Genomic DNA, 14,757 nt, shown 5'->3' with positions numbered 1-14,757 from the left:
CCTGCCCTTCTACGAAAGCACCCGGCCCCACGCCCCTCCCTCCCGGGGGCTCCAGCCCACTTCCAGTGTCCAGGGCGGGGGTGGGGGGCGGAAGGTGCGGGGGACGGCTGTGGAAAACCTGCGGCGGCCGGTTGGACACCGTACCGCTCAGACCCCATTATGTGCATATGAGCGCACGCATGCATCTATCAGGTGCGCATGGTTCGCAGGTACCGGCCGGGGAGCGGGTCGAGGCGGCCGTCGCGGTGCTCGGCCTGCTGGCCGACCGCACCCGGCTGGTCCTGCTGCGGCGGCTGTGCGACGGGGAGGCGGACGTGAGCACGCTGACCGAGGCCTGCGGGGCGAGCCGCACGTCGGTCAGCCAGCATCTGGCCCGCCTGCGCCTGGCCGGGCTGGTCACCACCCGCAAGGACGGCCGCCGGGTCGTGTACGCGCTGCGTCACGGGCACATCCAGCGGCTGGTGCACGAGGCGCTGAGCGTGGCCGACCACCAGCTCGCCCAGCTGCCCCCGCACGACTGAACCCGCCCGTGATCGGCTGCCGCTCGTGACGGTGAACACGCCGGTCGTCCCCGCAGGTCCAGACGGCCCCCGGACGCGTGGCACGGGGTGAGCTCCGGCATCCGACCGGCCGGGGGAGTGCGGACCTCATGCCGGCCGCCGACGAGCCCGTACGGCGCCAGTCCACGCAGCCTCGAGGCCGCCCCCGGTGGCGCCGAATCAACGGCTCTCCGTGCGTCGAACCGCGCCGGTGACCGGAGCGGTCAGGATCGGAGAAGCGCGCGCGGTGGAGGCGACGCTAGCGTGGCCGCCACAGGATCGAAGAGCGCCGCCCCGCCCCCGGCGTCACCGCAGGGTCCGACCCCGGCCCCGTGAGTCGAAGCGCACAAAAACCGACATACTGCTCGTCGAGGCTGGTCAGATCGAGCCAGGCGACACCGACGGAGGCCGCGAACGCGGCTCCGCCCGACAGATGGAGACAGGATTGAGCACGAACACCCCGCAGTCGCCTGCGCCGCACGCCGCCGACAGTCACGACCTGATCCGCGTGCTCGGCGCGCGGGAGAACAACCTCAAGGACGTCAACGTCGAGATTCCCAAGCGGCGGCTGACGGTGTTCACCGGGGTGTCGGGGTCGGGTAAGAGCTCCCTGGTGTTCGACACGATCGCCGCGGAGTCGCAGCGGCTGATCAATGAGACCTACAGCGCGTTCGTGCAGGGGTTCATGCCGACACTGGCGCGGCCGGAGGTCGACGTCCTGGAGGGGCTGACCACCGCGATCATCGTCGACCAGCAGCGGATGGGCGCCGACCCCCGTTCCACGGTCGGCACGGCCACCGACGCCAACGCGATGCTGCGGATCCTGTTCAGCCGGCTCGGCAAGCCCTACATCGGCTCACCTCAGGCGTTCTCCTTCAACGTCGCCTCGATCAGCGGGGCGGGCGCGGTCACCCTCGAGCGCGCCGGGCGGACCACGAAGGAGCGCCGCAGCTTCAGCATCACCGGTGGCATGTGCCCACGCTGCGAGGGCCGGGGCTCGGTCAACGACATCGACCTGTCCCAGCTGTACGACGACGCCAAGTCCCTCAACGAGGGCGCGCTCACCATCCCCGGGTACAGCATGGACGGCTGGTACGGCCGCATCTTCACCGGCTGCGGGTTCTTCGACCCGGACAAGCCGATCAAGAAGTTCACCAAACGAGAGCTGAACGACCTGCTCTACAAGGAACCGACCAAGATCAAGGTCGACAACATCAACCTGACCTACGAGGGCCTGATCCCGCGGATCCAAAAGTCGATGCTGTCCAAGGACGTCGACTCCCTGCAGCCGCACATCCGGGCGTTCGTGGAGCGGGCGGTCACCTTCACCACCTGCCCCGAGTGCGACGGCACCCGGCTCAGCGAGGAGGCCCGCTCCTCCAAGATCGAGGGGATCAGCATCGCCGACGCCTGCGCGATGCAGATCAGCGACCTGGCCGAATGGGTCGGCCGGCTGGCCGAGCCGTCCGTCGCGCCGCTGCTGACGGCGCTGCGCCACACCCTGGACTCCTTCGTCGACATCGGCCTGGGCTACCTGTCGCTGGACCGGCCCTCGGGCACGCTGTCGGGCGGTGAGGCGCAGCGCACCAAGATGATCCGCCACCTCGGGTCCTCGCTCACCGACGTCACCTACGTCTTCGACGAGCCGACGATCGGGCTGCACCCCCACGACATCCAGCGGATGAACGACCTGCTGCGGCAACTGCGCGACAAGGGCAACACCGTCCTGGTCGTGGAGCACAAGCCGGAGGCGATCGCGATCGCCGACCACGTCGTCGACCTGGGGCCCGGCGCCGGTACGGCGGGCGGCACCGTCTGCTTCGAGGGCACCGTCGAGGGCCTGCGGGCCAGCGGCACCACCACCGGCCGCCACCTCGACGACCGGGCCGCCCTGAAGGAGACGGTGCGCGAACCGTCGGGGACACTGCAGATCCGCGGCGCTTCACGGCACAACCTGCGCGACGTCGACGTGGACGTCCCCCTCGGCGTGCTCGTCGTCGTCACCGGCGTCGCCGGTTCGGGCAAGAGCTCGCTGATCCACGGGTCGGTGTCCGGCCGCGACGGTGTGGTGTCGGTCGACCAGGGCGCGATCCGCGGTTCGCGGCGGAGCAACCCGGCGACCTACACCGGACTGCTCGACCCGATCCGCAAGGCGTTCGCGAAGGCCAACGGCGTCAAACCGGCCCTGTTCAGCGCCAACTCCGAAGGCGCCTGCCCGACCTGCAACGGCGCCGGCGTCATCTACACCGACCTGGCGATGATGGCCGGGGTCGCCGTCACGTGCGAGGAGTGCGAGGGACGCCGCTTCCAGGCGTCGGTGCTGGAGTACCACCTCGGCGGCCGCGACATCAGCGAGGTCCTCGCGATGCCGGTGACCGAGGCGAAGGAGTTCTTCGGCGCCGGCGACGCCCGCACACCGGCCGCCCACAAGATCCTCACCCGGCTCGCCGACGTCGGGCTGGGCTACCTCACCCTCGGCCAGCCGCTCACCACCCTGTCCGGCGGTGAACGCCAGCGGCTCAAGCTCGCCACCCACATGGCCGCCGACGGCGGCGTGTACGTCCTGGACGAGCCGACCACCGGCCTGCACCTCGCCGACGTGGAGCAGCTGCTGGGCCTGCTGGACCGCCTCGTCGACTCCGGCAAGTCCGTCATCGTCATCGAGCACCACCAGGCGGTCATGGCACACGCCGACTGGATCATCGACCTGGGTCCCGGCGCGGGCCACGACGGCGGCCGGATCGTGTTCGAGGGCACGCCCGCCGACCTGGTCGCCGCGCGCGGCACCCTCACCGGCGAGCACCTCGCCGCCTACGTCGGCGCCTGAACCACGACCGGCCCCGTACGGCAGGTCAGGTGGAGGCGAGACGGGCCCGCAGCCGGTCACGGGCGGCGGGCCACTCCGAAGCGATCATCGAGTAGCACACGGTGTCGCGGACCGAGCCGTCGGGCCGGATGCGGTGGCTGCGCAGCACCCCTTCGCGGCGCGCGCCGAGACGTTCGATGGCGCGCTGGGAACGCTCGTTGCGGTGGTGGGTGTGCCAGCCCACCCGGATGGCACCCAGCACGTCGAACGCCCGCTCCAGCAGCAGGAGTTTGGCCTCGGTGTTCAGCGCCGTGCGCTGCCAGCGGGCGCCGATCCAGGTGTGCCCGATGCTCAGGCCGCGGTGCGCCGGTTCGATGTCGTAGTACGACGTCGTGCCGGCGACCCGCCCGGTCGCGAGGTCGATCTGCACCCAGGGCAGCCGGCCGGCGTCCACCGCGCGGACGTCCGCCTCGACCATGCGGCGCATCTCCGCGACGTCGGCCGGCTGCCGGACGTTCAGCCACCGCCAGACCTGCGGGTCCCGGCCCGCCTCGTACAGCCCCTCCGCGTGCTCGGGCCAGAGCGGTTCCAGGCGGACGTACTCTCCGGCCAGCGACGGACGGTCGAACCATGCACTGCTGCTCATGGCCCGCACGTTATCGGCGTTGAAGAACACCCGAAAAGGGCGGGTCGCGGCCACGGGAACCCGCCCGGCAGGGGAGTGGCCCCCCGATCCCGGCCGTACATTGACTTCGAGCGCGCTCTAAATCCTAGCGTCGTGGCTCATGAGCACCCCCACGCCACCGGACACCACGGCCGGCAGCCGCAGGCGCCGCCTCCTCGTCCTCGCGATCTGCTGCACCAGCATGATCGTCACCGTCATGGACATCTCCATCGTCAACGTCGCACTCCCGGCGATCCGCGCCGACCTGCACGCCTCGACACCCGGCCTGCAGTGGACCGTCGACGCCTACACCCTCGTCCTCGCCGGCTTCCTCGTCCTGGCCGGATCCGCCGCCGACCGGATCGGCCGCCGCCGCGTCTTCCAGCTCGGCCTGGCCGCCTTCGGGCTCGGCTCCCTCCTGTGCGGCCTGGCACCCGGCATCGGCTGGCTCATCACCGCCCGTGCCCTGCAGGCCGCCGGCGGCACCATGCTCAACCCGGTCGCGATGGCGATCGTCGCCACCACGTTCCCCGACCCCGCCGAACGGGTCCGGGCCATCGGCGTGTTCGGCTCGATGACCGGCCTGGCGCTCGCACTGGGCCCCATCCTCGGCGGCGCCCTCGTCGACGGCCTCGGCTGGCACTCCATCTTCTGGATCAACGTGCCGATCGTGGCCGCCGCGATCACCGCCACCGCCCTGTACGTGCCCGAGTCCCGCGCCGCCCGCGCCCGCCGGTTCGACCCGGTCGGCCAGACCCTGATGATCCTCATGCTGGGCGGCGTCGTCTACGCGACCATCGAATCCCCGACGCGGGGCTGGACCTCACCGGTCATCCTCGCCCTGCTCACCGTCGCCGCCCTCGCCGCACTCGGCCTCCTCGCCTACGAACCCCGCCGCGCCGACCCGCTCCTGGAACTACGCCTGTTCCGCAGCGTCCCGTTCAGCGCCGCCATCGCGATGGCGCTGCTGGCGATGTGCGGGTTCGGCGCGTTCCTGTTCGTCACCACCCAGTACCTGCAGAACGTACGCGGCCTGCCGGCGCTGACCACCGGGCTGTGCCTGCTCCCCGTCGGCGCGCTCGTGCTGGTGCTGTCCCCGCTCACCGGCCGGCTGGTCGCCACCCGCGGCCCGCGCGTACCCCTCGTGATCGCCGGCGCGGCCCTGGCCCTGGGCGGCGTCGCCTCACTCGGCCTGGGACCGGCCACCCCGCTGCCGGCCGTCCTCGCGGTCTACCTGCTGTTCGGCGTCTTCCTGGGCACCGTCAACCCGCCCATCACCAACACCGCGGTCTCCGGGATGCCCCGCTCGATGACCGCGGTGGCCACCTCACTGGCCTCCGCCGGCCGCCAGACCGGCGTCACCCTGGGCGTCGCGATCGCCGGAACGGCCGTCGGACCGGCCCTGACCCGCGGCGGAACGGCCTACACCGGCGCCGAACACCGCGTGTGGTGGCTGATGCTCGGCCTCGGCACCGGCATCCTCACCCTGGGACTGATCAGCACCGGACACCGCGCCCGGCACACCGCCACCCGGGCCGCGGCACTGTTCGACGGCGTCGACACCGGCCCGGCACACCACACCGCCGTCCCCGCCGCCGCCCCTGAGCGATAATCCCAATTCCATCGCGAAACCCGCCCCCGCGAAACCCGCCCCCGCGAAACCCGCCCCCGCGAAACCCGCCCCCGCGAAACCCGCCCCCGCGAAGCCCGCCCCGGCGAAAGGCGAAAGACCATACGCAGCCTCCTGTTCACCCACCACGAGACCCCGCCCGAGCCCGCACCGGAACACCTCCACGACCTGAACCTCGACCAGGTCATCGAGGCGATCGCCCGCGACCACCACGGCGCGAACCTGGAAACCTACTTCCACCGGCCGCTACGCGACCCCGCCCTCATCGCCTTCCGGCAGGACGTCTTCCAGGACCTGCAGGAACCCGAGCTGCACCAGGCCGCCGAACGGTTCACCACCGCGATGGCCCGGACCCGCCGACGCCTCGAACTCATCCAGCGGATGAAACACCCCCCGCAGTCCAACCGCTGGTTCCTCGACATCGTCCTGGAGCACGAGACCACCGTTCTGCGGCTCCTCGACGGGCTGCGCACCGCCACCGCGCGGGGCCTGCGGGCCCTGCGCGAGGACCTCGCCGCGCACACCGCCACCCCCCGGTTCACCGAACCGGGGGAGCGGGCCCGGCGGCTACGCGACCGGCTCGCCCAGGTCCACTACGACCTGCTCCTACGCGGCGACACGATCACCATCGCCACGCACGACCCCACCGACCGGTTCGACTTCGCCGACCAGGTCCTGGCCGCGTTCGCCCGGTTCCGCACCGACCGGCCACCCGCCGAGCCGCCCGCCCCGTCACCGGAACCGCCCACCGTCATGAGCCTGGACACCCTCGAAGCCGGCGTCCTGGACCTCGTGGCCGAACTGCACCCCGCCGTCTTCGCCGACCTCGCCGCCTTCCGTACCGCCAACCCCGCCCTCATCGACGAGCGACTCACCCGGATCGACCGCGAGCTCCGCTTCTACCTCGGCTACCTGCGGTTCATCGCCCCCCTGCGCGAAGCCGGACTGCCGTTCTGCCGGCCCGAGGTCTCCACCACCGAAAAAGGCATGCTCGCCCGGGACGCGTTCGACCTCGCGCTCGCCGCCGCACTCACCCGCACCGGCGGGCACGTCGTCGGCAACGACATCGAACTGCGCGACGGCGAACGGATCCTGCTGGTCTCCGGACCCAACCAGGGCGGCAAGACGACCCTGGCCCGCACCTTCGGCCAGCTCCACCACCTCGCCGCCCTCGGCTGCCCGGTCCCCGGACGCCAAGCCCGCCTCTTCCTGCCCGACCGGATCCTCACCCACTACCCGCGGACCGAGACCGGCCGCACCGGCAAACTCGAAGAAGAACTCCTGCGGATGCGCCGGATCCTCGACCAGGCCACCCCCGACAGCGTCATCGTGCTCAACGAGATCTTCACCTCCACCACCACCGAAGACGCCCGCGCCCTCAGCACCGCCGTGCTCACCACCCTGTCCCGCCTCGACGCACCGTGCCTGTGGGTCAGCTTCCTCGACGAACTGTCCCGGCTCGACCCCAAGGCGGTGAGCGTGGTGAGCACCGTCACCGACGACGGCGCCCGCACCTACAAACTCCTGCGCCGCGCCGCCGACGGACACGCCCACGCCCTCGCCATCGCCGAGAAACACGGACTGACCTACGCCCGGCTCACCGCCCGGATCAGCCGATGAGACCACGGCTGATGTTCCCCGACGCCGACTTCGCACCGGCCGCCGACACCGCGCCCCTTCACGACCTCATCGAAGACCTGGAACTGCCCGGCCTGTGGGCCGGCATGGCACGCGGCGACGGCCGACTCACCCTGATCGCCCGGACCGCGACCCTGACCCCGCTGACCGACCCGGCCGCCATCGCCCACCGCCAGGACGTGCTCGGCGACTGCCTCCGCGACCCCGCGGCCGCCCGCGCCCTGTACGACCTGGCCGACGCGGCGGACACCGCCGGACAGGCCGGCACCCGCGCCGGCGCCAGGAACCCCGAGGTGCTCCTCAACCGGTCACTGCGCACCCTGGAACTGCTCTGCGGCCACCTGCGGACGCTCAACGCGTTCACCGCCGCCCACGCACCACGGTTCCGCTCGGCCGCCTTCACCCGCCTGTTCGAAACGATCCGCGACCACCTCACCGACGACTACCTCGCCGAACTCGAGGCGCTCGTGCGCCGGATCGACTTCGACCACGGCGTCATCGCCACCGCCCACCTCGGCGACGGCAACGGCAGCACCGGATTCCGCCTGCGGGAACCACCCGCCAAAGGCCGCGGCTCCGCCACCTGGCGACGCCTCAAACGGTCCCGCCTCACCTACACCATCCCCGGATACGACGACGACTGGCGCGTCCTGACCTCCTTCCGCGGCCGCGTCCTCAAAGTGATCGCCGACGCCGCGACCGAAGCCGCGAACGACGTCCGCGGCTTCTTCACCGCCCTACGCGACGAACTCGGCTTCTACATCGGCTGCCTCAACCTCGCCGAGACACTCACCGACCGCGGACTGCCGATCTGCCTGCCCACACCCCGCCCACCCGCCGACCACGCCCTCACCGCCCAGGACCTGTACGACCCCTGCCTCGCCCTGCGACACCACGGGCCCGTCACCGGCAACGACATCACCGCCGACGAAACCGACCTCATCGTCATCACCGGCGCGAACGGGGGCGGCAAGACCACCTTCCTGCGCGGCGTCGGCATCGCCCACCTGATGATGCAAAGCGGAATGTTCGTCACCGCCCGCGCCCTCACCGCCTCGATCACCGGCCGCGTCCACACCCACTTCCGGCGCGAAGAGGACCAGACGATGTCCAGCGGCAAACTCGAAGAGGAACTCATCCGCATGAGCGCCATCGCCGACGCCCTCCACCCCGGCGACCTGGTCCTGTGCAACGAGTCGTTCATGTCCACCAACGAACGCGAAGGCTCCACCATCGCCGCCGAGATCGTACGGGCCCTCACCGACCTGGGCATCCGCGTCGTCTTCGTGACCCACCTGTACGACTTCGCCCACCGGATGCGCACCGACCGGCCCGCGCGCAGCCTGTTCCTCGGCGCCGCACGCGGCCAGGACGGCGAACGCCCGTTCCGCCTCACCCCGGGAGTGCCCTCACCCACCGCCCACGCCGCCGACCTGTACGCCCGCGTCTTCGGCGAACCACTGAACCCGCCCGCCGAAGACGCCTGAACGCTCAGGCCAGCACCGCGAGCTCCCCGGCGCCGATCCGCTCCCGCAACACGAACTTCTGCACCTTGCCCATCGCATTGGCCGGAATGGCGTCCGCGACATACCAGTGACGCGGCGTCTTGTGCGGAGCCAGCACCGCCCGCAGATGAGCGTGCAGCTCCGCGGCCGCCGGCACCGGCCCGGCCGGCACGATCACCGCGGCGACCTGCTCACCCCACTCCGGATCGGGCACCCCCAGAACCGCCGCGCCCGCCACACCCGGATGACCGGCCAACGCCAACTCGATCTCCCGCGGATAGATGTTCTCCCCACCACGAATGATCATGTCTTTGAGACGGCCCGTGACACGCAGGAAACCACGCCCGTCCATGACCCCCAGATCACCGGTCCGCAGCCACCCGTCCGCGTCGACCGCCGCCGCGGTCGCCTCCGGCATCGCGAAATACCCGTGCATCACCTGATAGCCGCGCGCCAGGATCTCGCCCTCCACACCGACCGGCAGCACCGCCCCCGCCCCATCGACGATCTTCACCTCCGCCTGCCACAACGGCCGGCCCGTCGTCTCCCGCCGATCCGCGACCCCGTCATCCGTACCGGTCTGCGCCAGGATCGGACTCAGCTCCGTCTGCCCGTACACCGTCGTGAACCGCGCATCGAACCGCCGCTCCGCGGCCTCCACCAACGCCGCCGGCACCGCGTCCCCACCCGACGCCAGAATCCGGCACCCACTCAGGTCGAACCCATCAAAACCCGGATACGCCAGCAGCGCCGAATACATCGCCGGCACCCCCGCGAACAGATCCGCCCGCCACTCCTGCAAAGCCCCCAGCACCAGCTCGGGCACGAACGACTGGACGAGCACCAGCGTGCCCCCGAACGAAGCGGTCCCCAGCACCGACAACCCGCACCCCGCCGTATGGAACAGCGGCAGAGCCGTCGCCCACACCCCACCCCGCGGAAAACCCGCACGCGCCAGGACATACGACGCGTTCGTCACCATCCCGCGATGGTGCAGCACCGCGCCCTTGGGAAAACCCGTCGTCCCCGAGGTGTACTGAATCTGCATCGGATCCCCGGGCCGCACCCGCGGCAACTGCCGCGCCGCGGTACCCCGGATGTGCTCCGCCCACCCGGTGAGACTCACCGTCTCCCGCAGATCCGGCAGCCGGTCACGCACCCCCGCCACGATCGCCGCCATGTCCGTGCCACGGAACGCGTCGACATGCACGACCCCCACACTGCGCGACTGACGCAGCACATACTCCAGCTCCGCCTCACGCAACGCCGGATTCGCCGTCACCAGCACGACCCCCGCCAGCGCCGCGCCGTACTGCAGGATCACCCACTCCGGCACATTCGGCGCCCACACCGCGACATGCTCACTGGGGGAGAACCGGCTGCCCAGCCACGCCGCCGCCCGCTCGGCGTCCGCGAGCAACTCCCCGTACGTCCACCGGCGATCCGTACGCGCCGCACCCGTCAGCGCCGACCCCGCCGGAGCCACCTCGACGAGCGCCACGCGACCCGGATCCGCCGCCGCCACCCGCCGCAGCAGCTCACCCGCGGTCAACTCCAGCACCGGCCGGGACGTGTCGGCCGCCCAGTACGACTCGGTGATCAACGCGGGTCCTCCAGATCACGCGCGGACGGCACCGGCCCGCCACCCTCGGGAATCCACCGGCCCGAGTCACGCCACCGGACCGCCTCGTGAAAACCGTGCTCGGCCGCGAACCGCTGGAACCAGCGACCCTCAGGGGAGTGACGGGCGATACCGTCGAACAGCGTCGCCAGAATCTGAGTGCCCTGCAGCCCCATGTTGTCGTACGCCTGATTGATCATGAGCTTCTGCATGACCAGCTGATTGACCGGCACACCGGCGATCCGATCGGCCAGCGCCTCCACCCGCTCACCCAGCCGCTCGGCCGGCACCGACTCCAGCACCAGCCCCCACTCCGCGGCCTGCCGGCCATCGATCGTGTCACCCGTCAGCAACATCCGCTTGGCCCGCTCGGCACCCAGCCGGTACACCCACATCGCCGTCGTCGGACACCCCCACACCCGCGACGGCATGTACCCGATCCGGGCGTCATCGGCCATCACCACCATGTCGCACGACAAGGCGATGTCACTGCCGCCCGCCACCGCGTACCCGTGCACCTGCGCGATCGTCGGCTTCAACGAACGCCACAACGAGAAGTACTCATCGGTATGACGCTTCATCATCCGGTAGTCCCTGACCGGATCCCAGGCCTCACCCTGCGCCCCGGCACCGCCCTCGGCATAGTCCTTCAGGTCATAACCGGAACAGAACGCGCGACCGGCACCCCGCACGATGATGACGTGCACCTCCGGATCCTCATCGGCGCGCTCCACCGCACGCGGCAGCGCACGGGCGAGCTCATCGTCGATCGCGTTGAGCCGGTCGGGACGATTGAGGGTCAGGTACGCCTTGCGGTCCTTCGTCTCATAACGGACGGTGTCGCTCACGGGCTCCCTTTATTCGATTAGCGTCGTACGGGTACGGCGTCAGAGCGGGCGGACACGGAGATTATGCGCCATCCACCCCGCGCCGATCAGCGGGCCACCGCCGCCGCCGCCGGCAACGCGTACATCTCCACCGTCAACCCGACGAACGCCACAGCCGCCCCCACCCGGTACGCGGCGAACCCACCCGCCTTACGCAACACCACGGCATACACCGGCGTGGTCTCGTAACTGTGCCCGACGACCGTCACCGACCGGGCCGCCCCCGCCAGATCGACCGCCGCGCGAGGAAGAGAGAAACGCTCATGGTCGGCCACCGTGGCGTCGAACACATCCTCCACCGGCGACGCCGCGGCACGATCCGCCGTCGCCAACGGCACCGCACCAGACGGCATCCGCACCGTCCACGCGGCCGGATCGTAGACCGCGCCGTCCGTCAGATAACTCCACCGCACCCCGCCGATCGACCAGCGCCCCTCACGGGAACCGACCGTGGCCGCCCGCAGATCCACCACCGACACACCATGACGACCCAGAACCCGCAGCGTACGACCACCACCACCCGCCGGCCGCACCTCCAAAGCCGTGTCCGGATCCAGCCCGAACACACGCCGATGCCCCGTGTCGGCCGCCAGACGCACCGCACGCCCCAGCCGCCCGTTCGCGGAGAAATGAGTGTCGATCAGACCATCGGTGAACAAGCCAAAGCCACCCGCGGGCAGATCCGCCAGCACCCGATCGTCATCGAAATAGCCGACACGGCTCCCATCACGCAGCCCCTGATAACTGGCCCCACCGGTGACCATGTCCGGCCCCGACTGGATCTGCGCGCCGGCACTGCTGCCCGCGACCAGCGCACCCTGCGCGTACCGGGCCCGGATCGTGGCCATCAACCGCGTGTCGGTGTGCGCGGCACCGTGCAGCAACGTCGTGACCAGCCGATACTGATCACCACCGCCGAAGACGAACCCGGTCATCGAGGCGGCCTGCGCGGCGACCTCACGACTGTCGGCCGCCTTCGGATGATCCAGATCGACGGGGATCCACTGCACCGACCCCGCACCGTACCTCTTGAGGATGTCGACGTAGAAACGACCGTTGGTGACGCTGTTGGCCGCGCCGAGCCGGCCGGCCTGCGGGTCCTGACTCGGCGGAAGGGACGCCGCGGTGATCACACCGATACGGGCATGCGCGCCGCCCGCGTCCTGGACGATCCGCCGGTAGATCTCGGCGTTGTCATCCGACAACGCCCCACCCACCATGATCAAGGTGCCGTGCGGCGCGACGCTCGGACGCGGCGCCGCGGTGGTGCCGGACGCGGGGGAGGTGGTGGTCATCGTCGCCGCCAGAACGGTAGCCGCGGACAACATCAGCAGTCGTTTCATCAGGGGTCTCATCCGGGATGTGCGGCCGAAGCCGACCGGTGTCATTGGACCATTGACACGGCACTGCGGGCGGGGTCGTCACCGTCAGGTACGCGTATCCACCGGCCGCGGCAACGTCGCCGCGCGGTGAGGCGAGCTTCAGCCTACCCGCGAAAAACGACATAAGCGCAGGTCAGAACACGTGTTGCGCACTCTGCCACAGCGATGTGGCGCACGCTCACCGGCACCTGTCGTTCTCTGCCGTCACAGGCGCCCGCCGAGCGCGACTCACGACGACGTGGCGTCCGGGGGAGAGGAGCTCAACAACGACTCCAGCACCCCGTACGCCGGACTCGAACCCGCCGCCATCCGCAACTCACGCGCCGTCGACTCCACATAGTGCTGACCCGTCGCGATCGACGAATGCCCCAGCAGCTCCTTCAACTCATGCGCCGACGCGCCGTTCTCCGCCAGCCGCGTCGCGAACTCATGCCGCAGCGTATGCACCAACGCACCACGCGACACCCGATCATGCACGCCCGCGTACCGGTAACACTGCGCCACCAGATACTGCAGACCACCTCGCCGCAACGGCCGATTCTTCGTATCGACCAGCAGGGGAGCGCTCAACGGAAGACCCGACAGCCCGAACCGCTCCATCCGCGACAGCAGATACGCATCCACCAGCCGCTCCAACGGCCCCTCCACCGGCACACTCCGCGTCTTACCGCCCTTACCGGTCAACCGCACCCGGCGATCACCGGGGGAGCCACCGAACGACCCCAGCGTCACCCCCAACATCTCCGCCGAACGAGCCCCCGTCACCAGCGGAAACGCCAACGCCACCAGATCCCGTTCCACCCACGGATCCCGCGCCTCCCGCGCGCCCGCCGCGATCCGCTCCAGCAGCGTCCGCGCCGTCCCATCACCCTGAAACGGCTTCGGCGCCTTCGACGGCGCCTTCGGATGCGGCACCGCCGCCATCGGATTGCCCTCCACCAGCTCCTCGGCGACCGCGAAGTTCATGAACCGGTTCCACGCCGACCACGCCCGCAGAATGCTCGCCGCCGCATGATCATCGGCGAACTCCGCGAACGCCGCACGCAACACCCGGCCCGACAACCGATCCACCCGAAGCTCCGCCGGCGGAACATCGCACAACCGCGCCGCGATCCCACCGATGATCCGCAGATCACTGTCATAACCGGCCAGCGTGCCCGCCGCCGGCTTCGCCGGCCGCAACGACAAGAAGAACTCCGCCTTCGCGTCCACGAACAACGTCACCGGCCACCTCCCACACCGCCCAGGGGACGCCCAAACCACTGTCAGCGACACGTATCACCAAGGCACGAATTTTCCCACTGATCACACCCCCGAGCCAGCGTGGCGGCGGTGAGTCGGGGGCCGCCGCTCAGCGCACCTCGACGTCGACGCCGCGCCGTTCGAGCACCTCGATGACACGTGCGTTGTCGAACCGGCGGAGGATCGGCGCCTCGCTTCCCGCGGTGTAGCACATACGCCGGCAGCGCAGCGTCCGCAGAGACGTCAGGCTCTCCAAGGGGGAGAGGTCCGCGTCGGGCTCGCCGTCAAGGCTGAGATATTCGAGCGTCAGCCCGGCCAACGGCCGCAGGTCCCGCACGTTCTGGTACTCCAACTGAAGTTTCCGCAGCGAGCCAAGCCCGGAGAGCGGCCCGACATCGGTCACCGCTCCACCTCCGCGCAGGCTCAGCCGTCGCAGTGCGGCGCAGCCGGCCAGGGGAGTGAGGTCGCTCACCGCGCCGTCGCCGACGGACAGCGACTCCAGGTCCGGCAGGACCGTGTCGATCCCTTCCAGGGACTCGATGCGGAACTCGTCGGTCTCCCCATCCCAGAAGGTCCAGATGGCGTAGACGACCTCGTTTCCCCCCGCCTCCCAGACCAGCTCGCGCACCGACGCGCACTGCTCCGCGGTCACGGGGATGTCGAGCAACGCGCCAGCGACCTCATCGCGGTACCTGTAGTCGCGGTCGTCGTCGTCTTCGTCACCGGCATGCGCACGGTTGAATTCGTCGATATCAAAGGGAGGCAGCACCTTCGTCGCCATAAGCATGTCCAGCACCGCGAGCCGCAGATTCCGGTGCGACGGCCGTCAACCACCGGGGGAGC

General features: G+C 70.4%; 12 protein-coding genes. 5 read left to right on the top strand and 7 right to left on the bottom strand.

Annotated features, from left to right (window positions below; genetic code table 11):
* Positions 1-179 precede the first annotated feature (179 nt).
* Positions 180-521 (top strand): ArsR/SmtB family transcription factor, encoded by a 342-nt coding sequence (locus ACQEV1_RS26435; protein WP_433396773.1) that lies wholly within the window; start codon positions 180-182, stop codon positions 519-521.
* A gap of 463 nt (positions 522-984) precedes the next feature.
* Entirely contained in the window at positions 985-3,366 is a 2,382-nt protein-coding gene (locus ACQEV1_RS26430) for an ATP-binding cassette domain-containing protein (RefSeq protein WP_433396771.1), read from the top strand.
* 25 nt (positions 3,367-3,391) lie between these two features.
* Here ACQEV1_RS26430 and ACQEV1_RS26425 read toward each other — a convergent pair whose 3' ends face one another.
* On the bottom strand, positions 3,392-3,991 hold the full coding sequence (locus ACQEV1_RS26425) for a GNAT family N-acetyltransferase (RefSeq protein WP_433396769.1): 600 nt from the start codon (positions 3,989-3,991) through the stop codon (positions 3,392-3,394).
* A 139-nt stretch (positions 3,992-4,130) separates the two neighbouring features.
* Between ACQEV1_RS26425 and ACQEV1_RS26420 the strand changes: the two genes are divergently transcribed.
* Positions 4,131-5,621: an MFS transporter gene (locus ACQEV1_RS26420; protein WP_433396767.1), complete on the top strand. Its 1,491-nt coding sequence runs from the start codon at positions 4,131-4,133 to the stop codon at positions 5,619-5,621.
* 264 nt (positions 5,622-5,885) lie between these two features.
* On the opposite strand, the gene ACQEV1_RS26415 is transcribed toward ACQEV1_RS26420, so the two are convergent.
* The gene (locus ACQEV1_RS26415; protein WP_285624413.1) at positions 5,886-6,029 is read right to left on the bottom strand and encodes a hypothetical protein; all 144 of its coding nucleotides are present in this window, start codon (positions 6,027-6,029) and stop codon (positions 5,886-5,888) included.
* Between ACQEV1_RS26415 and ACQEV1_RS26410 the strand changes: the two genes are divergently transcribed.
* A complete protein-coding gene (locus tag ACQEV1_RS26410) occupies positions 6,021-7,259 on the top strand; it encodes a MutS-related protein (RefSeq protein ID WP_433396764.1) in 1,239 nt (412 codons plus the stop codon). The two genes, ACQEV1_RS26415 and ACQEV1_RS26410, sit on opposite strands and share 9 nt — an antisense overlap.
* Entirely contained in the window at positions 7,256-8,764 is a 1,509-nt protein-coding gene (locus ACQEV1_RS26405) for a MutS-related protein (RefSeq protein ID WP_433396762.1), read from the top strand. Before ACQEV1_RS26410 ends, ACQEV1_RS26405 begins: the two co-directional genes overlap by 4 nt.
* A gap of 4 nt (positions 8,765-8,768) precedes the next feature.
* Here the strand turns inward: ACQEV1_RS26405 and ACQEV1_RS26400 are convergent, their stop codons facing one another.
* From ACQEV1_RS26400 to ACQEV1_RS26380, 5 genes are all read right to left on the bottom strand, one after another.
* Entirely contained in the window at positions 8,769-10,385 is a 1,617-nt protein-coding gene (locus ACQEV1_RS26400) for an AMP-binding protein (protein WP_433396760.1), read from the bottom strand.
* Complete coding sequence (locus ACQEV1_RS26395; RefSeq protein ID WP_285575581.1) at positions 10,382-11,251, bottom strand: crotonase/enoyl-CoA hydratase family protein; 870 nt, start codon at positions 11,249-11,251, stop codon at positions 10,382-10,384. The genes ACQEV1_RS26400 and ACQEV1_RS26395 overlap by 4 nt, the downstream gene beginning before the upstream one ends.
* Before the next feature lie 86 nt (positions 11,252-11,337).
* On the bottom strand, positions 11,338-12,633 hold the full coding sequence (locus tag ACQEV1_RS26390; RefSeq protein ID WP_433396758.1) for a cyanophycinase: 1,296 nt from the start codon (positions 12,631-12,633) through the stop codon (positions 11,338-11,340).
* A 267-nt stretch (positions 12,634-12,900) separates the two neighbouring features.
* The gene (locus tag ACQEV1_RS26385) at positions 12,901-13,896 is read right to left on the bottom strand and encodes a tyrosine-type recombinase/integrase (protein WP_433396756.1); all 996 of its coding nucleotides are present in this window, start codon (positions 13,894-13,896) and stop codon (positions 12,901-12,903) included.
* Between the two features lie 127 nt (positions 13,897-14,023).
* Positions 14,024-14,722 (bottom strand): DUF6892 domain-containing protein, encoded by a 699-nt coding sequence (locus ACQEV1_RS26380; protein WP_433405974.1) that lies wholly within the window; start codon positions 14,720-14,722, stop codon positions 14,024-14,026.
* Positions 14,723-14,757: the final 35 nt, after the last annotated feature.

This window comes from Actinoallomurus sp. CA-142502, assembly GCF_050936355.1.
GTDB classification, from domain to species: Bacteria; Actinomycetota; Actinomycetes; order Streptosporangiales; family Streptosporangiaceae; genus Actinoallomurus; species Actinoallomurus iriomotensis.
Note: the sequence above shows the minus strand (reverse complement) of the source record. Positions and strands in the feature narration are given on the sequence as shown.